Here is a 22930-nt window from a genome sequence, read left to right as displayed (position 1 = left end):
GCGCGTGTAGGCGGCGCGCCGAGTCAGCCCGCCTTCACCGGACGCCGCAACCACTGCGCCAGGGTGCCGACCGCCATCAGCACCAGCACCGGGGCGAACGCCCAGCGGTACGCCTGCGCCGCGGGCAGCTGCGACACCGCCTGCAGCACCGCGCCCACCAGCAGCTGGACCAGCACGGCCGCGGAGAACCCGCCCATGTTGACCACGCCCGACGCGGTCCCGGAACGGTGCGCCGCGTTGGCCATCCGCGCCCCGTCGAAGGCCAGCATGGCCCCGCCGCCGCCGACACCGACGAGCACCAGCGCCACCACCAGCACCGGCATCGGCAACATCCCCGGCCAGCCGACCAGCACCGCCCACACCAGCACCACGACGGAGGACAGGCCCAGGGTGAACCGATCGCGCCGCTGCGGGCTGCCGGAGATGTACTGGCCCGCGAACCACGAGCCCGCGATGAACCCCACCACGCTGAGCATCAGCAGCGAACCGACCTCGGCCTGGCCGTGCCCCTGCGACTTCGTCAGCCACGGCCCGCCCCACAGCGTCGTCACAGCCAGGAACTGCGACATCAGCACGAAGTGCACCCAGAAGGAGTGCTTGGTGCCGCGCTGCGCGACCACGTGGCGCAACGTGTGCCAGACCCGCTCCGGCGACTCGGGCGCTTCGTACTCCGGCCGGGCGTTCGCGGGTTGGTCCCGGATCGCCAGCCCCGCGACCACCGCGAGCACGACCGTCAGCCCGGCCGCGCCGAGAAACGTCGGCACCCAGCCCACGCTGTGCAGCGCGAGGCCCAGCGGCAGCGTCGAGACGACCTGGCCCAGGCCACCCGCGAGCCCGGTCAGGGCCGCGACCTTGCCGAACCGGTGCGGCGGGAACCAGTGCGCCGCCAGCCGCAGCACGTTGGTGAACATGAACGCGTCGCCGAAGCCGATGAGCATCCGGCCGGCGATCCCGCCGATGATCGACCCGGTGAGCGCGAACACCGCCGACCCGACGGCCATCGCGACCATGCCGCCGGTGATCACCTTCTGCGGCCCGAGCCGGTCGGCCAGCAGCCCGGACGGCACCTGCAGGACCAGGTAGACACCGAGCTGCAGCGCGGAGAACAGCGCCAGGACCGCGGGTCCGGTTTCGAAGCGCTGCAGCGCTTCCGGCGCCGCCACGCCGAGGCTGGCGCGGTGGAAAAGCGCCGCGCAGTAGCAGAGCGCGCCGACTCCCCACACCAGCCACGCCACCCTCGACGAGCTGGGGCGATCACCCTGCTCCCTGGTGGGTGGCGCGGTCATGACGGTCTCGGACACCGGAAACTCCTCCCCTGGAAAATCTTGTATTCACCATAGATACAAGTTGGGTGGAAGTACGATGACCTCGTGTCGAGCGCAACACCACGCGAAGCCGTGTCCTCCGCCACTCCCGCCGCAGCCGAGCTCCCCGCCGCGGACCGCGCCTACCAGCACGTCAAGGCCGGCCTGCTGGACGGCAGCTACCCCGACGGCGAGCTGCTGTCCGAGGGCGAAGTCGCGAACGCGCTGCAGATGTCGCGCACCCCGGTGCGCGAGGCGTTCCTGCGGCTGCAGACCGAAGGATTCCTGCGGCTGTACCCGAAGCGCGGCGCGCTGGTCGTGCCGGTGACCCCCACCGAGGCACGAGCCGTCGTCGAGGCCCGGCTGGCGCTGGAGAGCTTCGCCATCGACAAGCTCGCCATGCAGGGCCGCGAGGCGATGACCGCCGTCGGTGAGCAACTGGCCGCGCACCCGGCCTGCGACGCCGCCGACCTCAGCGACGCCGAGATGCACGAGACCGACCGCGCGTTCCACGCGGCGCTGGTGGCCTCGGCGGGCAACCCCGTGGTCGCCAACCTCTACAACGCCCTGCGCGACAAGCAGATGCGGATCACTGCCATGGCCCGCACCCACGCCGTGCGCCCTCGCATCACCCAGCAGCACGCGCACCTCGCGGGCGCGCTCCGCGACGGCGACCCCGAGCTGGCCAAGTCCCGGCTGCGCGAGCACCTAGCGGGCACGGTCCGCGCGTTCGGCGTGGCAGGCGGCCCCTACCTCGATCCGGATTCGGACGTCTGACGCCGCTTTTGAACGATGGACCTGTGTGGGTAGCGGCCCATCGGAGGATTAATTTCGATCAACACTGAAATGATTGTGGTTATAAAATTTCTGCGTCGGGCCGGGTCGAGGCCCGGCCCGACGCAGGTCTACGCCACGCAGAACTCGTTGCCTTCGGGGTCCTGCATGATCCACCAGTGCCCGGCGGGCCCCTGATCGAACTCGCGGACGCGGGTCGCCCCCAGTCCTTCCAGCCGGGCCACCAGCTCCTCGCGTCCACCGCGCTCGCTGTGGACGTCGACGTGCAGGCGGTTCTTGCCGGTTTTGCCCTCGGGCACGTCCTGGAAGAGCAGTCGTCGGCCGCGGCCGACGCCGCTGGTCTCGTCGAACGGGTCCTCGGGGTGGCGGACTGCGGCGTAGCCGCGGAAGTTCTTGCGGCCGCGATGCTCGACGACCGCCTCCTCGCCGAGTTGGCCGGCGGCCAGCAGCTGCTCGATGAGCGCGCTGGGGTCTTCCACCTCGTAACCCAGGGCCTCAGCCCAGAAGTCCGCGAGGACGGGTGCGTTCGTGCTGTCGATGACCAGCTTCCAGCTCAATGCCATGTAACCAGTTATATCGGTTACCTGGATTCCACGGCAACTGGCGGGCCGCGCTCCCCTAGCGGTTCCGGCCGCTCGCCGCGGCGTCGAAGCGGCGGGCGAGGTGCGCGAAGGCGTCCTTGAGCTCGGTCGGCCCGACGACCTCGATGTCCGCGTCGAACCTGCCGATGGTGGCGGCCAGGCCTGGCCACGACCAGGAGCCGAGGACGAGCCGGCAGCGGTTCGGGCCGAGCTCCTCGACCACGCCGTCCCGGACGTAAGGGGACACCGCGCCGGCGGGCACGTCGAGGATCACCTCCCCGCGGCAGGGCCAGTCGCCGGAGCCGTCGAAGCCCCGGAACCTGCCGGAGACGAAGGCGGCCACGTCACCTCCCGGCAGCTCGCGCGGGACGAAGCGGGGTCCCGTGGGGATGCGCGGGGTGATCCGGTCCGCGCGGAAGGTGCGCCAGTCCTCGCGGTCGAGATCCCAGGCGACGAGGTACCAGCGCCCGCCCCAGGTGACGAGGTGGTGCGGCTGCACCCGGCGCGGCGCACCACCGTTGTCCATCCGCGACGGGGACACGGGCGCGTAGTCGAAGCGCAGCACCTCGCGGGCGTGGACGGCGGCGCTGAGCGCCAAGAGCACGCCGCTATCGACCCGCGGGGGCAGTGCGGTCGCGGGCCGCTCGACGGCGGTGATCTGGAAGGTGTCGATCCGGCGGCGCAGCCGTGCGGGCATGACCTGCCGGACGGTGTTCAGCGCTCGCGACGCGGCTTCCTCGATGCCCGCACCGGCGGTGGCGGCGATCTGGAGCGCGACGGCGAGGGCGATGGCCTGCTCGTCGTCGAACCGCAGCGGCGGGAGTTCCGCGCCCGCGTCCAGCCGGTACCCGCCGTCCGGGCCTTTGGTCGCCACCACGGGATAGCCGAGCTCGCGCAAGCGGTCGACATCGCGGCGCACGGTCCGCTCGCTGACCTCCAGCCGCTCGGCCAGCAGCGCCCCCGGCCAGTCGCGGCGCGCCTGGAGCAGGGAGAGCAGCGACAGCAGTCGCGCGGATGTCTTCGGCATGAATCAATACTGCCCCGAGAAGAGGCCACAACCTGACCGCTTCTCCTGCGACCGTGGTCTCATGCCGAACGACGAGAACGACCGCACGGGCGTGACCGCCACCCTCGACGGCGAGCGGGCCGACCTGCTCACCGCGCTCGCGACCGCGCGATCCGCCCTGATCAACACGACGCGCGGGCTCAGCGACAAGCAGGCCGGCGAGCGCCCGACGGCCAGCGCGCTGTGCCTGGGCGGGCTGATCAAGCACGTGGCGTCCATGGAGGAACAGTGGATGCGCTTCGTGCTCGACGGGCCGTCGGCGATGCGCTTCGACCTGCCCGACGGTGTCACCTGGGCGGACATGGCGGCCGGTACCGCACGCGAGATCCCGCAGTGGGCGATCGACCACCAGAACGACTTCCAGATGCTGCCCGGCGAAACGCTGGCCGGGGTCATCGAGCGCTACGAGCAGGTCGCCGCCCGCAGCACGGAGATCATCGCCGCCGTTCCCGACCTGTCTGCGACGCACCCGCTGCCGGAAGCGCCCTGGAACGAGCCGGAAGCTGTGCGCAGCGTCCGCCGGGTGCTGGTGCACGTCATCGCCGAGACCACCCAGCACGCTGGGCACGCGGACATCCTGCGCGAGACGCTCGACGGCCAGACGGCGAGCTGACCCGGCGCCGTCTCGACCAGATCGGGTTTGCACGGAATCGAAAGGAACTGCGTCGCTGTGAAGATGCGCGAGCGTGGGCGGGTCCTCCGCCACCGCCCAGGAACCATGATCGACCGAGTCCGGATCATCGGCGAGGTGCCGGCCCGATGACCGTTCTCGACGCCCGGGCGCTCAACCGCGCGACGCTGGCCCGGCAGCTGCTGCTCGATCGCGCCGACATGCCTGCTCTCGACGCCGTCGCCCACCTCGGCGGCTTGCAAGCGCAAGAACCGCAAGAGCCGTTCGTCGGACTCTGGTCCCGGCTGCGCGCGTTTACCCCGACGGCGCTCTCGGACCTGCTGACGGAGCGGGGCGTGGTGCGGATCCACCTCATGCGCCGCACCGTCCACCTCGTCACCGCCGACGACGCGCTGTCCTGGCGGGCCCGCTACGACGCCATGCTGCGCCAGCGGGTGCTCGGGACCTACCGCCGCGAGCTCGACGGAGTCGATCTCGACGAGCTCGCGGCGGCGGGCCGGGCGGTGATGGCCGACGGCGAGCCGCGCTCGATGCCCGAACTCGCGCGGGCTCTCACCGAGCGCTGGCCGACGGCAGGGGTGCGGGCGCTCGGCGAAATGCTGCTCGCCGCCCTCATCCCGGTGGTGCAGCTACCGCCGCGCGGGCTCTGGCGGGCGAAGGCAGGCGTGCGCAACGCACTGTTCTCCCACTGGCTGGGGCGCGAGATCGACCCGCTGCCCCCGGACGGCTCCGACCCGGTGGGACAGGCGCTGGTGCGGCGTTACCTGGCCGCGTTCGGCCCGGCCTCGTCGGCCGACCTGCGCGCCTGGTGCGGCCTCGCCGGACTGCCCGCAGCGGTGGCCGCGATGCGCGATGAGCTGGTGGTCCTCCGCGACGAGCGAGGCCGGAAATTGCTGGATCTGCCCGACGCGCCGCGCCCCGACCCCGGCACACCCGCCCCGGTACGGTTCCTCCCGGCGTTCGACAACGCGGTCCTCGGCTACGACGACCGCAGCCGGATCATCGACGACGCCCATCGCGGCCTGTCGGTCACCGGCGCTCGCTTCGTCCTGGTCGACGGCCGGGTCGCCGCGACCTGGACCGTCGAGGCCGACACCGTGATCGTCACCCCACTGCGCCGCTTCTCCCAGGCCGACCGCACCGCCGTCGCCGAGCATGGCCAGGAGCTCGCGTCGTTCCTCTCCGACGACGACAGCGACCGCGTGCGGATCACCTCTCCCCGGTGAACCGGTTCACAGCAGGCGCCGCTGCACGACATCGGCGATCACCGCGGTGACGACCTTGTCGACGGCTCCGGCATCCGGCGATGCCCCACCAGCGAACAGCAGGTGCCCGGCCCCGATCAGCGAGAGCGCGAGCGAGTCGACGTCCGCGTCGGCGGCGATGCGGCCCAGCTCGCGCTCGTCGGCGAGGTAGGAGGCGATCATGGCGCCGGCTTCCGCCAGGAGCGGGAGGCCGTGGGCGAGCCCGCTCCGGCGCAGCCGGGCGCGGAGCTCGTCCCGGAAGACGACGAGGCCGACGATCGCCGACGCGACCGAGTCGAACAGGGCCGTCAGCGCACCGGTGAGGTTGCCCGCGACGGTGCCGGTCCCGGCTGCTGCGCGGAGGCTAGTGGTCTGGGATTCGATCCGGGCGATGCGATCCCGCACCAGCTCGGCGAGGAAGGCGTCGAAGTCGGCGAAGTGCCGGTGCAGGACGCCCTTGGCGCATCCCGCCTCGTCGGTGACCGCCCTGCTGGTCAGCGCGCTCGGCCCGTCCCGCAGCAAGACGCGCTCGGCGGCGTCGAACAACTGCTGTCGCGCGTCACGAATGTGCACCCCGGTCGGCACCGCGCAATCCCTCCGCACCTCGATGGCCCCGTTGCCCTAGTGGGCATGTGCCCACTAGGGTGGGCACATGCCCACTATATCGCCCGGGGAGTCGTCCCCGGCCCGTCCCGAGCCGCATCGAGCCCGGAAGATGGCGGAGTCGTTCGGCGTGGACCCCGAGCGCTACGACGAGGCCCGGCCCCACTACCCCGACGCCCTGGTCGAGCGGATCGTCGCCGCCAGCCCCGGCCGCGACGTCCTCGACGTCGGCTGCGGCACGGGCATCGAGGCCCGCCAGTTCCAGGCGGCCGGCTGCGCCGTGCTCGGCGTCGACCCCGACGCGCGGATGGCCGAGTTCGCCCGGCGAACCGGTGTCGAGGTCGAGGTGGCGACGTTCGAGGCGTGGGACCCCGCCGACCGGACCTTCGACGCGGTCGTCGCCGGTCAGGCCTGGCACTGGGTGGACCCGGTCGCGGGCGCGACCAAGGCCGCGCGAGTGCTTCGGCCCGGCGGCCGGCTGGCGGTGTTCTCGCATGTCTTCGAGCCCCCTGCCCCGGTGGCGGAGGCCTTCGCCGCGGCCTACCGGCGGGTGGCGCCGGACTCGCCCTTGGACGTCCGCGCCCGACCCGCTCTGGACGTCCACCAGGCGATGTTCGCCCGGGCCGCCGACGGGATCCGGCAGGCGGGCGCGTTCGGCGAGCCGGAGCAGTGGCGATTCGACTGGGAGCAGCGCTACACCCGCGAGGAATGGCTGAACCTGCTGCGCACCACCGGCGGCCTCACCGGGCTCCCGCCGGACGAGCTGGCGGAGGTGCTGGACGCCGTCGGGACCGCCATCGACGAGATCGGGGGCGGCTTCACGCTCTTCTACACGACGTTGGCGGCCACCGCGGCGCGATCCGGTGCAGCCGTCGAGTCGGGCAACGTGGGCGTCAGTCCCGGCGTCTAGTCTGCGGGGCGTGGCTGAGACGCAGTACGTCAAGGCGACGCCGCCGCCCCACCTGCGACCGCTGATCGCCGACATGGCGGGATACCGCATCCGCTCGGCGCCCGGCGTGCACCGCGGCCTGCCGTCGCGGAGCCTGACCGTGATCCTCACCCTGGACGAAACGGTCGACATCACCCCCGATTCGGGACCAGCGCAGTCCTACACCGCCCTCGTCGGCGGGCTGCACCGCAAACCGACCCGGATCACGCACGGCGAGCTGCAGCACGGCATCCAGCTGGGCCTGACGCCGCTGGGCGCCCGCGCGCTGCTGGGCATGCCCGCCGGGGAACTCGTCGACACCGGCATCGACCTCGCCGCCCTGCTGGGCGCGGCCGCCACCGAGGGACTCGTCGAACGGCTGCGCGACGCGACCACCTGGAGCGATCGCTTCGCCCTCCTCAACGACGCGCTCGCCCGGCTCGCCGCCCCGGCCACCCTCCCCTCCCCCGAGCTCGGCTGGATCTGGCGGCGGATGACCGAGACGCACGGGCACGCTCCCGTCGCGTCCCTGGCCGCCGACGTCGGCTGGAGCCGCCAGCACCTCGGCTCGCGGTTCCGCCGCGAGTTCGGCCTGCCGCCCAAGCTGATCAGCCGGGTGATGCGGCTCGAACAGGCGCGCGGCCGGTTGATCAGCGGCGCCCGCGGCAGCCTCGCCGACGTCGCCGCCGACTGCGGCTACTCCGACCAGGCCCACTTCAACCGCGACTGGCTGGAGTTCACCGGCGTGCCGCCGTCGCGGTGGATGGCCGAGGAGCTTCCATTCGTCCAAGGCGCGACGCACCTCGCCGACGCATCCTGAGGCCATGACGACGAACGCGACGCGAACCGGCATCTGGCCGCTGATCCCCTACACCGACAAGAAGGCCGCCATCCGCTTCCTGGTCGAGGCCTTCGGCTTCGAGGAAACCCTGATCGTGCCCGGCGACGACGGCGAGATCGTGCACGTGGAACTCGGCTGGCCGCACGGCGGCGGCATCATGTTCGGCACCTGCGACCAGGCGAGCCCGTTCGCCAAACCGCGGGGCTCGGGCACCGCCTACGTGGTCACCGACGATCCCGACGCGCTGTTCGAACGCGCCGTCGCGGCCGGGGCGGAAGTCGTCCTCGAACCGTCCGATCAGGACTACGGCTCGCGGGACTTCGTCGTCCGCGACCCGGAAGGCAACACCTGGAGCTTCGGGACCTACGCGGGCAGTTGAACGAGAAGGGCCCGGCGGAAACCACGTTCCGCCGGGCCCTTCTCCTGACTTCAGCTCAGCCCTGCTGCTCCGGCTGCTCCGGCAGCGCACGGGTGCCCAGGTCCGTCGCGCTGGGCACCTCCTTGCGGGCCACCGCCTCGGCCGCCCGGACGGCCTCCGCGACCTCCGGCGTGGTCGAGGTGTCGAACCAGGACTTGACCGAGTCCTCCTCCTCTTCCGGCGCGCCGGTCGGCGGCTCCTCCTTCGGCGGCTCGTAGCGGAACACGCCGTCCTCGCCGGGCGCGCCGAGCATCCGCGCGAAGCCCTCCAGGGACTTGCCGAACTCGCTGGGCACCAGCCACACCTTGTTCGCGTCGCCCTGCGCCATCTGCGGCAGCGTCTGCAGGTACTGGTAGGCCAGCAGCTCCGGCGTCGGCTTGCCGCGCTTGACGGCCGCGAAGACCTTCTCGATCGCCTTCGCCTGGCCCTGCGCCTGCAGGTACCGGCTGGCCCGCTCGCCCTGCGCCCGCAGGATGCTGGACTGGCGGTCGGCCTCGGCGGCCAGGATCGCCGCCTGCTTCTGCCCCTCGGCCGCGAGGATCGAGGCCTGCTTCTGGCCCTCGGCGGTCTTGATCGCCGACTCCCGCGCGCCTTCGGCGTTGAGGATCATCGCGCGCTTCTCCCGGTCGGCGCGCATCTGCTTCTCCATCGAGTCCTGGATGGACGGCGGCGGGTCGATCGCCTTGAGCTCGACCCGCGCGACCCGGATGCCCCAGCGCCCGGTCTCCTGGTCCAGCACCCCGCGCAGCTGCGTGTTGATCGCGTCCCGCGAGGTCAGCGTCTCCTCCAGGCTCATCGCGCCGACCACGTTGCGCAGCGTCGTGGTCGTCAGCTGCTCCACCGCGATGATGTAGTTGGAGATCTCGTACACCGCGGAGCGCGAGTCGGTGACCTGGAAGTACACCACGGTGTCGATGGACACCGTCAGGTTGTCCTGGGTGATCACCGGCTGCGGCGGGAACGAGACGACCTGCTCGCGCAGGTCGATCCGGGCGCGCACCCGGTCGAAGAACGGCACCAGGAAGTTCAGCCCCGGCTCGGCCACCGACCGGAACTTCCCGAGCCGTTCGATCACCGCCGACTGGGCCTGCGGCACGACCATCACCGACTTGACGGCGATGATCAGCACCAGCAGCACCACGACCACTAGCACGATCAGTCCGGTCATGCGTACATCAATCTCCTCACGGCTCGGCCCACACGACGGCGGTCGCGCCCGCGATCTCCATCACGGTGACCGTCTGGCCCGCCTCGATAACCTGGGTTTCGTCGAACGCCCGCGCCGACCACAGCGCCCCCTCGATGCGCACCTGACCACCATGCGCGTCCACAGTGGATTCCACCAGTGCGTGCTTGCCGACCAAGGCGTCCACATTGGTCTTGAGCTCGTGCGGCAGTCGCAGCCGGCGCTTCAACGCGGGCCGCGCCAGGAAGACCAACCCCAGTCCCAGCACCGCGAACACCACCGCGTCCACCGGCAGCGGCGCACCCAGCGCCGAAGCGCCGGCGGCACCCAGCGCCGCGGCGCCGAGCATCACCAGGACGAATTCCCCGGAAAGCACCTCGGCACCGATCAGCAGTACCCCGGCGATGAGCCAAAGCAGCGCAGGCGTCATATCACCCATGGTGACAGACGCCGCGAGAGCGGGAATGGACGAATCTCGCGACGTGATCAACGCGTGATGTCGCCGGCCGCGCTCGGCTCAGCTCGGCTCGGTGACGAAGTCGATGAGCCGCTCGACCGCGCCGAGCAGCGGCGTCTCGACGTCCCGGAAGCCCGACGCCGACGACAGGACCCGCCGCCACCCGTCGGCCGGTTCGCCCCAGCCCAGCTCGGCGCAGACGCCCTGCTTCCAGTCCGTCCCGCGCGGCACCCGCGGCCAGCCGGGGATGCCCAGCACCTGGGGCTTGACCGCCTCCCAGATGTCGACGAACGGGTGGCCGGTGATCAGCACGTCCGGGTCGTCGATGCCCTCGACGAGGCGGGACTCCTTGCTGCCGGGCACCAGGTGGTCCACCAGCACGCCGACCCGCCGCCCCGGCTCGGGCGCGAACTCCGCCAGCAGCCCGGGCAGGTCGTCGACGCCGTGCAGCGGCTCCACGACCACGCCCTCCACCCGCAGGTCGTGCCCCCAGATCCGCTCGACGAGCTCGGCGTCGTGCTGCCCCTCCACCCAGATCCGGCTGCCGCGCGCGGTGCGCGCCCGCAGTCCTTCGACGCGCACCGACCCGGATGCCGACCGCTTCGGCTTCGCGGGCGCGCCGCCGCGCACCGGCACCAGCGTCGCGGGCTTCCCCTCGAACAGGAACGCGGCCGGCCGCATCGGGAACAACCGCTGCTTGCCGTGCCGGTCCTCCAGCACGACGGTGTCCTTCTCCACCCGCAGCACCGCGCCGCAGAACCCGCTGGCCGGGTCCTCGACGACCAGGCCGGGTTCGGCGGGGATCTCGGGCACCTTCCGCCGCCGCGGGCCCGTGAGGATGTCCTTGCCGTAGTTGACCGAACGCACGGGACGTCACGTTAATCCGATCGGGGACAACGTGGTCGGCGGCGCGCCGCCGAAGCGCAGATCACAGTCGCAGCCCCCGGGACGACACGACCCGGATCCGGTCCGTACCCTCTCTCGACGTGCCTTGCCCAAGCGCCACGATGGTTGTCTGGACGTCCGCCTGGCTGCACGGTGCAGCCGCCTCGGACGACGTGCTCGATGCCCTGCAGACCTGGGCCGAGTCGCAGGAAGTGCTCGCCGCCGACGAGGAACTGGCCGCGCGGCTGGACCTCCCCGGCCCGCAGGAGACCCCGGCCGGTCCAGCGCTGCTGCTGGCCGCGCTGCGCAAAGCCGGCGCCGGCGACGGCCAGCTGGTGCTGCCGGTGCCCGGTGATGTCCGCGGTCTCGGTGGTGCGAGCCCGTTCGCGAAGCTGGCCATGCGCGGCGGCGAGGCCGTCGTGCTGCCGCAGGCCGGGATAGGCCTGGTCCCCCAGCGCATCGCCGAAGGAATCCTGCGCTGGACGGCGTTCGGCATCGGGGACCTGCCGCCGGCCGAACACCTGCCGATCGGCGAGGCCGAGCACGGCATGGCCTCGGCGATGCGGGAAGCGGCCACCGCGCTGATCGACCTCGGCGTCGCCAAGCACCGGCCCGGGGTCCGCGAGGAGATCGCCCAGACCATCTCGGCCCGCCCGGTGCCGCCGTGGCCCGAGGGCGTGCCGCAGCGCACCCTGCGCATCCTGCAGCGAGCCACCGAGGTGGAGGCGATCCTGTGGGTCGCCACCGACGACGCTCCCGGCGGCGCCCTGTCGGCTTCGGCGATCCGCGGCCGCACGGAGGCCCTGCGCCCGCTGTTCGACGCGGTCCGGGCGGCCCGCCGCGCGTCGGTCGCCGAAATGGTCCGCGTCCTCGGCGACCACGCGGAAAAGCCCTGAACAAGACGATGGGGGTCACCTTCGCCTGAAGGTGACCCCCATCGTTTCGCCAGGTCCGGGCGTCAGCAGCCCGGGGCGCAGGGTTCTCCGTTGGTGCTGGAGCCCGCCGCCGGCAGCTCGGAGAGCTTGCGGGGCTCGGCTCCGTCGGTGTGCTCCGCGATCAGCTCGACGATCAGCTTCGCGAAGCGCGGGTCCGGGCCCGCCGTCGCCGCGCGGGCGAAGCCCATGCCCAGCTCGGCGGCCTTCTCCGCGGCCTCGTTGTCCAGGTCCCAGATCACCTCGAGGTGGTCGGAGACGAAGCCGATCGGGCTGACCACCACCGCCTGGACGCCCTTGGCGTGCAGGTCGTCGAGGTGGTCGCAGATGTCCGGCTCCAGCCAGGGCACCTGCGGCGGGCCCGACCGCGACTGCCACACCAGGTCGTAGGCGTCCACCCCGGCCGCCTCGGCGACCAGCCGCGACGCCTCCGCGACCTGGCGGGAATACCATTGCGGGCGGCCGTCCGGCCCGTCCTGCGCGTCGGCCTTCAGCGGGATCGAGTGCGCGGTGAACACCAGCCGCGCCTGCTCGCGCTGCGCCGGGTCCAGCTCGGCGAACGCGCGGCGGACCGCGTCGGCGTTGGCCTCGATGAACAGCGGGTGGTCGAAGAACTGCCGGATCTTCACCAGTTCCGGCGCCCAGTCGCCGACCGCGGCGCGGGCCCGCGCGATGTCCTCGTGGTACTGCTTGCAGCCCGAGTAACCGCCCCACGCGGACGTGGCGAACACCAGCGCGCGGCGCACCCCGTCGTCGGCCATCTTCGCGACGGTGTCCTCGACCATCGGGTGCCAGTTGCGGTTCCCGAAGTACACCGGCAGCCGGCGGCCCTGCTCGGCGAGCTCGGCCTCCAGCGCGGACATGATGTCCTTGTTGAGCCGGTTGATCGGCGACACCCCGCCGAAGTGGTGGTAGTGCTCGGCGACCTCGTCGAGGCGTTCCGGCGGCACTCCCCTGCCTCTGGTCACGTTCTCCAGGAACGGCCGGACCTCATCCGGACCTTCGGGCCCACCGAATGACAGGAACAGCAACGCATCAAAGCTCACCCGACCATGATGCCGCCGAGCGGTGAGTGCCCGCAGCCGGGGGCACCGGCTGCGGGCCGCGACAGCCTCAGATGCCGAGGGCGTGCACGCCGCCGTCGACCATGATCATCGAGCCGGTGGTCGCGGGCAGCCAGTCCGACAGCACCGCGCAGACCGACTTGGCCACCGGCGTCGGGTCATTGACGTCCCAGCCCAGCGGCGCGCGGTCGCCCCAGCCGGCCTCCAGGTCGGCGAAGCCCGGGATCGACTTGGCCGCCATCGTCCGCACCGGACCGGCCGACACCAGGTTGACCCGGACGCCCTTCGGCCCCAGCTCGCGCGCCAGGTAGCGGGAGGTCGACTCCAGCGCGGCCTTGGCCACGCCCATCCAGTCGTAAGCGGGCCAGGCGACGCGGGCGTCGAAGTCCATGCCGACGATCGAGGCGCCCTCGGACAGCAGCGGCAGCGTCGCGGTGCTCAGCGACTTGAACGAGTACGCCGAGACCTCCAGCGCCGTCGAGACGTCCGACCACGGCGCGGCCAGGAAGTCCCCGCCCAGGCAGGACGCCGGGGCGAAGCCGATGGAGTGCAGCACGCCGTCGAGCCCGTCGACGTGCTCGCGCACCCGGTCGGCGAGGCTGTCGAGGTGCTCGGCGTTGGTCACGTCCAGCTCCAGCACCGGCGCGGGCTTGGGCAGCCGTCCCGCGATGCGCTGCACCAGGCTCATCCGGCCGAATCCGGTGAGCACCACCTCGGCGCCCTGCTCCTGCGCGACCTTGGCCGCGTGGAACGCGATCGACGCGTCGGTGATCACACCGGTGACCAGAATCCGCTTGCCTTCGAGCAATCCGCTCACGTATTTCCTCCGCAATGCTTTCGTGAGGCGCCTGGGCACCTGCGACTACCGCCGGGCGCCGCCGCCGGGCGCGAGAAGACCGGATCGTCCACTGCGTCCGTCCACAGTGTTCGTCCGCAGGGGGCCGGGCTCAGTGGCCCATCCCGAGGCCGCCATCGACCGGGATCACCGCGCCGGTGATGTAGGCCGCGGCGTCGGAGGCCAGCCACTCCACGGTGCCCGCGACCTCCTCGGCGGCGGCGAACCGGGCCAGCGGGATCTGGCCGAAGATCTCCTTCTTCCGCTCCTCGGACAGCGCGTCGGTCATGTCCGTGGTGACGAAGCCGGGCGCCACCACGTTCGCCGTGATGCTGCGCGAACCGAGCTCGCGGGCGATCGAGCGGGCCAGGCCCACCAGGCCCGCCTTGCTCGCCGCGTAGTTGGCCTGCCCGGCCCCGCCGGAGAGCCCGACCACCGACGAGATGAAGATCATCCGGCCCCGGCGGAGGCGCAGCATGCTGCTCGCCGCCCGCTTGGCCACCCGGAAGGAACCGGCCAGGTTGGCGTCGATGACCCGGCCGAACTGGTCCTCGCTCATCCGCAGCAGCAGCGTGTCGTCGGTGATGCCCGCGTTGGCCACCAGCACCTCGACCCGGCCGTGCGCGGCCTCGACCTCGTCGAAGGCCGCAGCCACCTGATCCGGGTCGGTGACGTCGCACTGGACGCCGAACAGCCCTTCCGGGGCACTCGATCCGCGGTGCGTGACCGCGACCTTGTCCCCGGCGGCCTGGAAGGCCTTCGCGATGGCCAACCCGATGCCGCGGTTGCCGCCGGTCACCAGAACGGACCGTGCCACTGTGGATCTCCCCTCGAACAATGCCGCAAGATTCGTTTCAGCCGCGACATTATCCGCTCGTCACCCACGGCCGCTCATCGCCTCCATACAGAAAAAACTGCGCCATGTCGTGGTCCCCCTACAGCGACGAGAGCAGGCACACTGCGCTAGGGAAACGTCGGGGCCTCGGTGCGGGCGGCGGAACCTCGCGGGATTCGCCACCCGGACTCCGGGATCTCCGACTTGCGCACGACCGAACGAGGACCGGCCCGATCAGCAAACCCGGGAGGCGCTTGCATGGCAACCTCAGCCGACGTCCTGGCCGCCGAACTGCGCGGCGAGCTCTCCGGCCCGGCCCGCTTCGACCCCGGCACCCGCGCGATGTACTCCACCGACGCCTCCAACTACCGCCAGGTGCCGGTCGGCGTCGTGTTCCCTCGCAACGAGGACGACGTGGCCGCGGCGGTCGCCGTCGCGCGGCGCCACGGCGTGCCGGTCACCGGACGCGGCGCGGGCACCAGCATCGCTGGGAACGCCGTGGGGCCCGGCCTGGTGCTCGATTTCTCCCGGCACCTCAACCGGATCCTGGACGTCGACCCCGAGCGCCGGCTGGCCCGCGTGCAGCCGGGCGTCGTGCTGGACTCGCTGCGCGCGGCCGTCGCCGGCCACGGCCTCACCTTCGGGCCGGACCCATCCACTCACAGCCGCTGCACGCTCGGCGGCATGATCGGCAACAACGCCTGCGGCACGCACTCGGTGGCCTGGGGGAAGACCGTCGACAACGTGCATTCGCTGGACGTGCTGCTCGCAGACGGCACCCGCCTGCAGGTCGGCGAGACCACGCCGGCCGAGCTAGACCGGTTGTGCTCGCGCGGCGACCGGACCGGGCGGCTCTACCAGGAGCTCCGGGCGCTGCGCGACGACGCCGGCGACCTGGTCCGGCGCTCGTTCCCGGACCTCACCCGGCGGGTGTCCGGCTACAACCTGGACCAGCTGCTGCCGGAGAACGGCTTCCACCTGGCCAGGGCGCTGGTCGGCACCGAGGGCAGTTGCGCCGTGGTGCTGGGCGCGACGGTCCAGCTGGTGCCCTCGCCGCCGGCCCGGGCGATGACGGTGCTCGGCTTCCCCGACACCTACGCCGCCGCCGACGAAGTGCCCCGGCTGCGCGGGCTGGACGCCCTGGCCATCGAGGGGCTCAGCGCGGAACTCGTCGACGTCGTGCGGCGGCGCAACCCGGCCTCCCCCGCGCTGCCGCTGCTGCCCGGCGGGCGGAGCTGGCTGCTCGTCGAATCCGGTGGCGCCGATCAGGGCGAAGCCGAGGCGGCGGCGCGACGCATCGCGGCGGCGATGGGCGAGCGCGCGGAGAGCGTGATCCACACCGCTCCGGCGCGGATGGCGGCGCTGTGGAAGATCCGCGAGGAGGGCTCCGGGTACTCGACGCGGATGGCCGGCTCCGAGCGGTGGTCCGGCTGGGAGGACGCCGCGGTGCCGCCCGAGCGGCTGGGCTCCTACCTGCGGGAGTTCGACGCGCTGCTGGCCTCCTACGGCCGCCGCGGGGTGACCTACGGCCACTACGGCGACGGCTGCATCCACGTCCGCATCGACTTCGACCTGCTGTCCTCGCCCGGCGCGGCCGAGTACCGGGACTTCCTGGAGGCGGCCGCGGACCTGGTCGTCGCCCACGGCGGCTCGGTCTCCGGGGAGCACGGCGACGGCCGGGCCCGGTCGGCGCTGCTGGCCCGGATGTACCCGCCCGAGGTGATCAAGGCGTTCGAGCGGTTCAAGGCCGCCTTCGACCCGGACGACCTGCTCAACCCGGGCCAGATCGTGCGCCCGCGCCCGGCCGACGCCGACCTGCGGCTGCTGGTGGCCCCGGCCCGGCTGCCCGGCCGGACCGAGCTGGCGCTGCACGCCGACTCCGGCGACCTCGCCGCCGCGGCGCGCCGCTGCGTCGGGATGGGCAAGTGCCTGAACACCACAGGTGGGGTGATGTGCCCGAGCTACCGCGTGACGAAGGAGGAGAAGCACTCCACCCGGGGTAGGGCGCACCTGCTGTTCGAGATGCTGGCCGGTCGCGTCGTCCGCCGCGGCTGGCGCTCGCCGGAGGTCCGGGACGCGCTGGACCTGTGCCTATCGTGCAAGGGCTGCAAGTCGGACTGCCCGGTCGACGTCGACATGGCGACCTACAAGGCCGAGTTCTTGCACCACCACTACCGGCGCCGCATCCGCCCGGCCGCGCACTACTCGATGGGTTTCCTGCCGTTGTGGCTGGCCGCCGGACACCGCGCGCCCCGGCTGGCCAACCGGGTCCTGGCCGGCCCGCTGGCGCCCGCGATCAAGCGGCTCGGCGGGATCGACGCGCGCCGCGAGGTGCCGCAGCTGGCCGCGCGGACACTACAGGCGTGGTGGTCTGGTCGGCGCACGATCTCCGATCCCACCACTCGCGTAGTGCTGTTCCCGGACACCTTCACCAACCACTTCGACCCGCGCATCGGCCGCGACGCCGTCGCGGCGCTCGAAACGCTCGGCCACGCCGTGGAAATGCCGCGCGCACCGGTCTGCTGTGGGCTCACCTGGCATTCGACCGGGCAGCTGCGCATCGCCCGCGCCGTGACCCGCCGCACCGCACGCCTGCTGCGCCCGCAGCTGGACCGCGGCCTGCCGGTGGTCGGCCTCGAACCCAGCTGCACCGCGTTCCTGCGCAACGATGCGCTCGAACTCGCACCGCACGACCCGGACGTCGCCGCGCTGGCCGCCGCGACCAAGACCTTCGCCGAGCAGGTCGAGCCGACCCGCGCGCGGTGGCAGCGGGAGACCGGGCCGGAGGCGCTGGTGCAGGTCCACTGCCACCAGCACGCCGAACTCGGCTTCGCCGCCGATCAGGCCACATTGGACGCAACGGGAACCCGCGCGCGGGTGCTGGACTCCGGCTGCTGCGGCCTGGCGGGCAACTTCGGCTTCGAACGCGGCCACTACGACGTGTCGATCGCCTGCGCCGAACAGGTCCTGCTCCCGGCCGTGCGAGCGGCCGACTCCGGCACCGAGATCGTGGCCGACGGCTTCAGCTGCCGGACCCAGCTCCGCCAGACCACCGACGCCGAACCGGTCCACCTCGCCAGCCTCGTCGCCCGCGCCCTCGGCGTTCCGTGACCGGGGGTGGCGGATGCGACACACTCTCCCGGGAATGCGCGGACGGCCACGCCGCGTTGCCCCGGTACGCCCGCAACCGCCCAGGAGGGAAAGCACATGGCAACGGTCGAGCTGACCACCGAGAACTTCGATGAGGTCGTCTCCGGCAACGAGTTCGTGATCATCGACTTCTGGGCCGACTGGTGCGGCCCGTGCAAGATGTTCGCGCCGGTCTTCGAGCGCAGCGCGGAGAAGCACGACGACATCGTCTTCGCCAAGGTGGACACCGAAGCCCAGCCGCAACTCGCCGGGGCCTTCGAAGTCCGCTCCATCCCGACGCTGGCGATCGTCCGCGACAACGTCCTGGTCTTCCAGCAGCCCGGCGCCCTGCCGGAGAACGTCTTCGAAGACCTCATCCGCCAGGCCCGCGAACTCGACATGGAAGAAGTCCGCAACAGCGCGAAGGAATGACCAGCATTCGTTGGGCTCGTCTTGCGCAGCGGTGCGGGATGCGCAGATGGGCTGAGCGTCTTCGCCGCTTCGAAGACGCAAGTCGCTAGAAGCCTGGTTCGAACGACTCCCCGACCGCGGTGTGCAGCACGCCCGGCATCGCGCTGATCTCCTCGACCAGCGCGGCTGCCGGTACCTTCCCGCGCAGCCGCAGCGCGACCATCACCGTCCGCTGCCGCTCGTCGTCGGTGTCCTCGCGCTCGACCTCCAGGTCCATCACCGTCCACCCGCGGCTGGTGCACAGCGTCAACACGCTCCGCAGCACGCCGTACCCGTCGAGGTAGCCGACGCGCAGCACCTGCGGCTCCCTCAGCGACTTGCGCATCAACCGCAACAACCGCGGATAGCCCATCGCCACGAGGAAGTGCACCGCCGTCGCCACCGCGGCCAGCAGCACCAGTCCGCTGCCGCAGGCCATGCCGATCGCGGCGACCAGCCACACCGTGGCCGCGGTCGTGAGACCGCGCACCGCGTCCCGGCGCACGAAGATCAACCCGCCGCCGATGAACCCGATGCCCGAGACCACCTGCGCCGCCACCCGCGACGGGTCGAACGAGACCCTGTCGAACGCCAGCAGGTCACCGAAGCCGTACTTGGACACCAGCACGAACAGCGCCGCTCCGACGCCGACCAGGGCGTGCGTGCGCAGCCCGGCACTCTTGGCCCGGACCTCCCGCTCCAGCCCGACCAGGCTGGACAGCAGCAGCGCAGTGCCCAGCTCGATGAGCAGCGGAACCTCGCCGAACCCGGCTACTACCGCATCAGACACCCCTGGAACGTAACGCACCGCCGCCGCGCGGTCACGATCAGCTCGCCCGCCGCGGCCGCCGGGCCAGGTAGGCCACCGCCGGCGGGAGGTTGCGCCAGACCGTCCGGCTGATCACCGTCTCCTCGAACTCGGCCCGCAGGTCCGCGAGCTGCCGGCGAGCCGGCGGGGCCCACCGCGTCCAGGTGTAGGCGAACTGCGTGTACGCGCCGCCGGGCGCGAGCGACTCGGCGACCAGCCGGATCAGCGGCACCCCGGCCACCGGCGCGTGCGCCACCTACGGCAGTCCGCTGACCACGACGTCGGCCCGCAAACCCCGCTCCCGCAGCAACTCCGGCAGCTCCCGGGCGTTCGCGCACACCGACTCCACCGCCGGGAACCGCTCCCCCAGCTCTGCCGCCCACCTCGCGTTGAGCTCCAGCGCCAAGTGACGCCCCCTGCCGCCCAGGCGGCGCTGGATCAGCTCGGTGAACGCGCCGGTTCCCGGCCCCAGCTCGACGACCACCGGGTCGCCCGAGTGCGGGACCGGCGCGACCATCTGCTCGGCCAACGACCGGGAGCTGGGACCGACCGCAGCGGTCGTGGTCGGCGATTTGACGAACTCCCACAGAAAACCCGCTGCCTGGCCCACCGGCGCTCCCGTCGCTAAGAGGTTTTCAGAATGCGGCGTCAGCCGCATGCGGTGAGGGACTCAGCTCGCACCGCCGCGGGTTCTCAGACGTCGCCTGGCGAGGACAGCCTCGCCGCCGCGTATTGGACATACATAAGTCGGGGCTCCCCACAGTCCAGGCGGCGTCTGTAACTCCCGCAGGGGGGCCGCCACCTGCACCGCCACGCAAACCCATTCTGAAACCCCTTAAGGCAACCTCCGGCCGGCGAACATCGACACCCCGGCCGCGATGATCGCGGCGAGCGTACCCAGCACCAACCACGGCTTGCTGGCATCTGTGTGCTTGGTCTCGTAGCCGATCTGCTCACCGAGCGTCGCGTACACCTCGCGCAGCTGCTCCGCGCTGGCCGCCTTGTGGAACTCGCCGCCGGAGAGCCGGGCGATCTCCTGCATCGCGTCGTCGTCGACCTCGACCCACTCCTGCTCGCCCTGGATCTCGATGCTGCCGTGCTTGGTGCCGAACGAGATCGTGGAGATCGGGATGCCGGCCTGCTTGGCCTCCTTGGCCTTCGTGTAGGCGCCGCGTGGTGCGTCCATGTCGCGCGGGATCGTCTGCCCGCCGTCGGCCATCAGCACGATCCGCGCCGGCGGTGCCCCGGCCGGGCCACCGACCATCTTGCCGAACGAGTCGATCGCCTGCATCGAGGCGTTGATCCCGTCGCCGGTGGCCGTCGCCTCCGCCAGCTTCAGGCTGTCGATGGCCTGCTTGACACCGGCCCGGTCGGTCGTCGGCATCACCAGCACCGTCGCGGTGCCCGCGAAGGACACCAGCCCGAGGTTGATGCCCGGCGTCAGCTTGTCGGCGAACTCCTTCGCGGCGACCTTCGCGGCCTCCAGCCTGCTGGGCTCGACGTCGGTGGCCTTCATCGACAGGGACACGTCGATGGTGAGCATCACTGTGGCCCGGTTGCGCGGGATCCGCTGCTCGGCGGTCGGGCCGGTCAGCGCCACCGTCAGCATGATCAGCGCCACTCCCAGCAGCGCCGGCGGCACGTGCTTCCACCAGCCCTGCCGCTTCGAGGCGACCTGGTCGAGCACCTCCAGGTTGCTGAACCGCAGCGTGTCCCGGCGGCGGCGCCGCAGCGCCCACACGTAGCCGACGACCAGTGCCGCGACCACCAACAACAGCAGGAACCACCACGGCGTGGCGAATCCCGACAAACTCAACATCAAGCAGCTCCTCCGGACCAACCCCGCTTGCGCGCAACGACGAACCGCACCACGTCGGCGATCCAGTCCGAATCCGTGCGCAGCGCCAGGTGTGCGCACCCGGCGCGCCGCAGCACGGCGGCGACCTCATCGCGGTGCGCCGCCGCCGCGGCGGCGAATTCCTTGCGCAGCACCGGGGTGGTGTGCACTTCCCGCCGCTTCCCCGTTTCCGGGTCCGACAGCAGCACGGTTCCCACATCGGGCAGTTCCAGATCGCGCGGGTCCAGCACCTCGATCGCCAGCAGCGAATGGCGGGCCCCCAGGCCGCGCAGCGCGCGCTGCCAATCCGTCGGGCCCAGGAAGTCCGAGATCACCACCGCGAGGCCGCGCCGCCGAGGCGGCCGGCGCAACGACTCCAGCAGCTTCGCGAGATCACCGCGGGTGCCTTCCGCCGCGCGCGGCGTCTCGGCCACCTTCTTCAGCAGCGCCCTCGCGTACGCCGCGCCACCGCGCGCCGGCAACCGGACCTGCCCGGTGCCGTTGTCCACCACCGCACCGATCCGGTTGCCGCCGCCGCTGGTCAGGAACATGACCGCGGCCAGCGCCGCGACGGCAAGCTCCCGCTTGTCGCTGGCCGCCGAGCCGAAGTCCAGGCTCGGCGAGAGGTCCATCGCCACCCAGGTCTCCAGCTCGCGGTCGGCCACCGTCTGCCGGATGTGCGGTTCGGCGGTGCGGGCGGTGACCGCCCAGTCCATCCGCCGCACGTCGTCGCCGGGCTGGTAGACCCGGGCCTCGCCGGGCTCGGACCCCGGGCCCGGCACCAGGCCCAGGTGGTTGCCCTGCAACAGGCCGTCGAGGCGGCCGCGCACGCTCAGCTCCAGCGTCCGCAACGCGACCTCCAGCTGGCCCGTGTCCAGGGTGGGCGGCGCCCAGGGCGGGCGGCCGTCGCGTCCGGAATGGGATGTCGCCGACACCGCTGCGTCGCTCCTCACTGGTGCGGGTTCGGCCCGAGGTGCGGCTGCTGCTGCGCGTAGCCGACCGGGCCGGCCGGGCCCACCGGGGCGGGCGGGCCTGCCTGCGGCCGTGCCGACACCTGCGGCAGCGGCACGGTCTGCAGGACCCGGCTGACGATGTGCTCGACCGGGATCCCGTCGGCCAGCGCGTCGTAGGACAGCACCAGGCGGTGCCGCAGCACGTCCGGCACCACGTCCACCACGTCCTGCGGCAGCACGTAGTCCCGGCCGCGGACCAGGGCCAGCGCCCGCGAGGCGGCGATGATGCCGAGGCTGGCGCGCGGCGAGGCGCCGTAGGACACCCAGCCGGCGATGTCGGAGAGACCGTGCTCGTTGGGCAACCGGGTGGTCACGACCAGTCGCACGACGTAGTCGACCAGCGCGTGGTGCACGAACACGCCGGCGGCCACGTTCTGCAGGCGGATCAGCTCGTCGGGGTTGAGCACCGGGTTGGGTTCCGGCGCCGCCACACCCATCCGGTAGATGATCTCCCGCTCCTCCTCCGCCGAGGGGTACTCGACGGGCAGCTTGAACAGGAAGCGGTCCCGCTGCGCCTCCGGCAGCGGGTAGACGCCCTCGTTCTCGATCGGGTTCTGGGTGGCCAGCACGAGGAACGGAGCGGGCATCGGGAAGCTCTGGCCGCCGATGGAGACGTGCCGCTCGGCCATGACCTCCAGCAGCGCCGACTGGACCTTCGCCGGCGCGCGGTTGATCTCGTCGGCGAGCACGAAGTTTGCCAGCACCGGGCCGAGCTCGACGTCGAAGCGCTCGCTGCCCTGCCGGTAGATCCGGGTGCCGAGGATGTCGGCGGGCACCAGGTCCGGGGTGAACTGCAGGCGGGAGAACGAGCCGCCCACGACCCGCGCGAAGGTCTCCACGGCGAGCGTCTTCGCGACGCCGGGCACGCCTTCGAGCAGGATGTGGCCCTTGGCCAGCAGCCCGGTCAGCACCCGCTCCACGAGCCGGTCCTGGCCGACGATCACCCGCTTGACCTCGAAGACGGTGCGCTCCAGCAGCTGCGCGTCCCGCGCCGGGGTGCTCACCTGGTCCGCCGGGCGCGCCGCCGCGGCTCCGGCGCCCCCGCTCTCACCGTTGCCGGCCTCGGTCACTTCTCCCAGCCTCCTGTC

General features: G+C 72.1%; 25 protein-coding genes. 9 read left to right on the top strand and 16 right to left on the bottom strand.

What is annotated here, in order from left to right; genetic code table 11:
• Positions 1 to 23: 23 nt before the first annotated feature.
• The gene (locus AC07FN_RS17125; RefSeq protein ID WP_478396477.1) at positions 24 to 1301 is read right to left on the bottom strand and encodes an MFS transporter; all 1278 of its coding nucleotides are present in this window, start codon (positions 1299 to 1301) and stop codon (positions 24 to 26) included.
• Positions 1302 to 1370: 69 nt separating this feature from the next.
• On the opposite strand from AC07FN_RS17125, the gene AC07FN_RS17120 reads away from it, so the two are divergent.
• Positions 1371 to 2081, top strand: a complete 711-nt coding sequence (locus AC07FN_RS17120; protein WP_478396476.1) for a GntR family transcriptional regulator — start codon at positions 1371 to 1373, stop codon at positions 2079 to 2081.
• Positions 2082 to 2209: 128 nt separating this feature from the next.
• Here AC07FN_RS17120 and AC07FN_RS17115 read toward each other — a convergent pair whose 3' ends face one another.
• The gene (locus tag AC07FN_RS17115; protein WP_478396475.1) at positions 2210 to 2662 is read right to left on the bottom strand and encodes a VOC family protein; all 453 of its coding nucleotides are present in this window, start codon (positions 2660 to 2662) and stop codon (positions 2210 to 2212) included.
• 55 nt (positions 2663 to 2717) lie between these two features.
• The gene (locus AC07FN_RS17110) at positions 2718 to 3707 is read right to left on the bottom strand and encodes a helix-turn-helix transcriptional regulator (RefSeq protein WP_478396474.1); all 990 of its coding nucleotides are present in this window, start codon (positions 3705 to 3707) and stop codon (positions 2718 to 2720) included.
• 61 nt (positions 3708 to 3768) lie between these two features.
• On the opposite strand from AC07FN_RS17110, the gene AC07FN_RS17105 reads away from it, so the two are divergent.
• Together AC07FN_RS17105 and AC07FN_RS17100 are read left to right on the top strand one after the other, a co-directional pair.
• Positions 3769 to 4359, top strand: a complete 591-nt coding sequence (locus AC07FN_RS17105; RefSeq protein ID WP_478396473.1) for a DinB family protein — start codon at positions 3769 to 3771, stop codon at positions 4357 to 4359.
• A 146-nt stretch (positions 4360 to 4505) separates the two neighbouring features.
• Positions 4506 to 5603 (top strand): winged helix DNA-binding domain-containing protein, encoded by a 1098-nt coding sequence (locus tag AC07FN_RS17100; RefSeq protein WP_478396472.1) that lies wholly within the window; start codon positions 4506 to 4508, stop codon positions 5601 to 5603.
• A gap of 6 nt (positions 5604 to 5609) precedes the next feature.
• Here the strand turns inward: AC07FN_RS17100 and AC07FN_RS17095 are convergent, their stop codons facing one another.
• Positions 5610 to 6206, bottom strand: a complete 597-nt coding sequence (locus AC07FN_RS17095; protein ID WP_478396471.1) for a TetR/AcrR family transcriptional regulator — start codon at positions 6204 to 6206, stop codon at positions 5610 to 5612.
• 130 nt (positions 6207 to 6336) lie between these two features.
• On the opposite strand from AC07FN_RS17095, the gene AC07FN_RS17090 reads away from it, so the two are divergent.
• The 3 genes from AC07FN_RS17090 to AC07FN_RS17080 are packed head-to-tail and all read left to right on the top strand — an operon-like array spanning position 6337 to position 8372.
• Entirely contained in the window at positions 6337 to 7134 is a 798-nt protein-coding gene (locus tag AC07FN_RS17090; RefSeq protein WP_478396512.1) for a class I SAM-dependent methyltransferase, read from the top strand.
• 10 nt (positions 7135 to 7144) lie between these two features.
• Positions 7145 to 7972, top strand: coding sequence for a helix-turn-helix domain-containing protein (locus tag AC07FN_RS17085; RefSeq protein WP_478396470.1), 828 nt, complete (start codon positions 7145 to 7147; stop codon positions 7970 to 7972).
• Between the two features lie 4 nt (positions 7973 to 7976).
• Positions 7977 to 8372 carry a VOC family protein gene (locus AC07FN_RS17080; protein WP_132486113.1) on the top strand — a complete coding sequence of 132 codons (396 nt, stop codon included), beginning with the start codon at positions 7977 to 7979 and terminating at the stop codon, positions 8370 to 8372.
• Between the two features lie 55 nt (positions 8373 to 8427).
• Here the strand turns inward: AC07FN_RS17080 and AC07FN_RS17075 are convergent, their stop codons facing one another.
• The 3 genes from AC07FN_RS17075 to AC07FN_RS17065 form a co-directional block, all read right to left on the bottom strand.
• Positions 8428 to 9579: an SPFH domain-containing protein gene (locus AC07FN_RS17075; RefSeq protein WP_452612569.1), complete on the bottom strand. Its 1152-nt coding sequence runs from the start codon at positions 9577 to 9579 to the stop codon at positions 8428 to 8430.
• Between the two features lie 16 nt (positions 9580 to 9595).
• The gene (locus AC07FN_RS17070; RefSeq protein ID WP_452612570.1) at positions 9596 to 10027 is read right to left on the bottom strand and encodes an NfeD family protein; all 432 of its coding nucleotides are present in this window, start codon (positions 10025 to 10027) and stop codon (positions 9596 to 9598) included.
• A gap of 87 nt (positions 10028 to 10114) precedes the next feature.
• Positions 10115 to 10921, bottom strand: a complete 807-nt coding sequence (locus tag AC07FN_RS17065) for a DUF3097 domain-containing protein (protein ID WP_478396469.1) — start codon at positions 10919 to 10921, stop codon at positions 10115 to 10117.
• Positions 10922 to 11061: 140 nt separating this feature from the next.
• Between AC07FN_RS17065 and AC07FN_RS17060 the strand changes: the two genes are divergently transcribed.
• Positions 11062 to 11835 (top strand): hypothetical protein, encoded by a 774-nt coding sequence (locus AC07FN_RS17060; RefSeq protein ID WP_478396468.1) that lies wholly within the window; start codon positions 11062 to 11064, stop codon positions 11833 to 11835.
• A gap of 62 nt (positions 11836 to 11897) precedes the next feature.
• On the opposite strand, the gene AC07FN_RS17055 is transcribed toward AC07FN_RS17060, so the two are convergent.
• The 3 genes from AC07FN_RS17055 to fabG all read right to left on the bottom strand — a co-directional run bounded on the left by AC07FN_RS17055 (position 11898) and on the right by fabG (position 14587).
• Positions 11898 to 12917 (bottom strand): ferrochelatase, encoded by a 1020-nt coding sequence (locus tag AC07FN_RS17055; protein ID WP_478396467.1) that lies wholly within the window; start codon positions 12915 to 12917, stop codon positions 11898 to 11900.
• A gap of 67 nt (positions 12918 to 12984) precedes the next feature.
• Positions 12985 to 13752: an enoyl-ACP reductase FabI gene (gene fabI, locus AC07FN_RS17050; RefSeq protein WP_358575866.1), complete on the bottom strand. Its 768-nt coding sequence runs from the start codon at positions 13750 to 13752 to the stop codon at positions 12985 to 12987.
• Between the two features lie 130 nt (positions 13753 to 13882).
• The gene (gene fabG, locus AC07FN_RS17045; RefSeq protein ID WP_478396466.1) at positions 13883 to 14587 is read right to left on the bottom strand and encodes a 3-oxoacyl-ACP reductase FabG; all 705 of its coding nucleotides are present in this window, start codon (positions 14585 to 14587) and stop codon (positions 13883 to 13885) included.
• Positions 14588 to 14863: 276 nt separating this feature from the next.
• Between fabG and AC07FN_RS17040 the strand changes: the two genes are divergently transcribed.
• The gene (locus AC07FN_RS17040) at positions 14864 to 17716 is read left to right on the top strand and encodes an FAD-binding and (Fe-S)-binding domain-containing protein (RefSeq protein WP_478396465.1); all 2853 of its coding nucleotides are present in this window, start codon (positions 14864 to 14866) and stop codon (positions 17714 to 17716) included.
• A gap of 96 nt (positions 17717 to 17812) precedes the next feature.
• Positions 17813 to 18166 (top strand): thioredoxin, encoded by a 354-nt coding sequence (gene trxA, locus AC07FN_RS17035; RefSeq protein WP_132486129.1) that lies wholly within the window; start codon positions 17813 to 17815, stop codon positions 18164 to 18166.
• An 85-nt stretch (positions 18167 to 18251) separates the two neighbouring features.
• On the opposite strand, the gene AC07FN_RS17030 is transcribed toward trxA, so the two are convergent.
• From AC07FN_RS17030 to AC07FN_RS17005, 6 genes are all read right to left on the bottom strand, one after another.
• Positions 18252 to 18974 carry an MgtC/SapB family protein gene (locus AC07FN_RS17030; protein WP_478396464.1) on the bottom strand — a complete coding sequence of 241 codons (723 nt, stop codon included), beginning with the start codon at positions 18972 to 18974 and terminating at the stop codon, positions 18252 to 18254.
• A 37-nt stretch (positions 18975 to 19011) separates the two neighbouring features.
• A complete protein-coding gene (locus tag AC07FN_RS17025; protein WP_478396463.1) occupies positions 19012 to 19248 on the bottom strand; it encodes a hypothetical protein in 237 nt (78 codons plus the stop codon).
• Entirely contained in the window at positions 19249 to 19602 is a 354-nt protein-coding gene (locus AC07FN_RS17020; protein ID WP_478396462.1) for a class I SAM-dependent methyltransferase, read from the bottom strand.
• Positions 19603 to 19827: 225 nt separating this feature from the next.
• Positions 19828 to 20808, bottom strand: coding sequence for a VWA domain-containing protein (locus tag AC07FN_RS17015; RefSeq protein ID WP_478396511.1), 981 nt, complete (start codon positions 20806 to 20808; stop codon positions 19828 to 19830).
• A gap of 2 nt (positions 20809 to 20810) precedes the next feature.
• Positions 20811 to 21764 carry a DUF58 domain-containing protein gene (locus AC07FN_RS17010; RefSeq protein WP_478396461.1) on the bottom strand — a complete coding sequence of 318 codons (954 nt, stop codon included), beginning with the start codon at positions 21762 to 21764 and terminating at the stop codon, positions 20811 to 20813.
• 14 nt (positions 21765 to 21778) lie between these two features.
• Positions 21779 to 22912, bottom strand: coding sequence for an AAA family ATPase (locus AC07FN_RS17005; RefSeq protein ID WP_478396460.1), 1134 nt, complete (start codon positions 22910 to 22912; stop codon positions 21779 to 21781).
• Between the last annotated feature and the right edge of the window lie 18 nt (positions 22913 to 22930).

This window comes from Saccharopolyspora sp. NPDC045941 (assembly GCF_056431445.1).
Note: the sequence above shows the minus strand (reverse complement) of the source record. Positions and strands in the feature narration are given on the sequence as shown.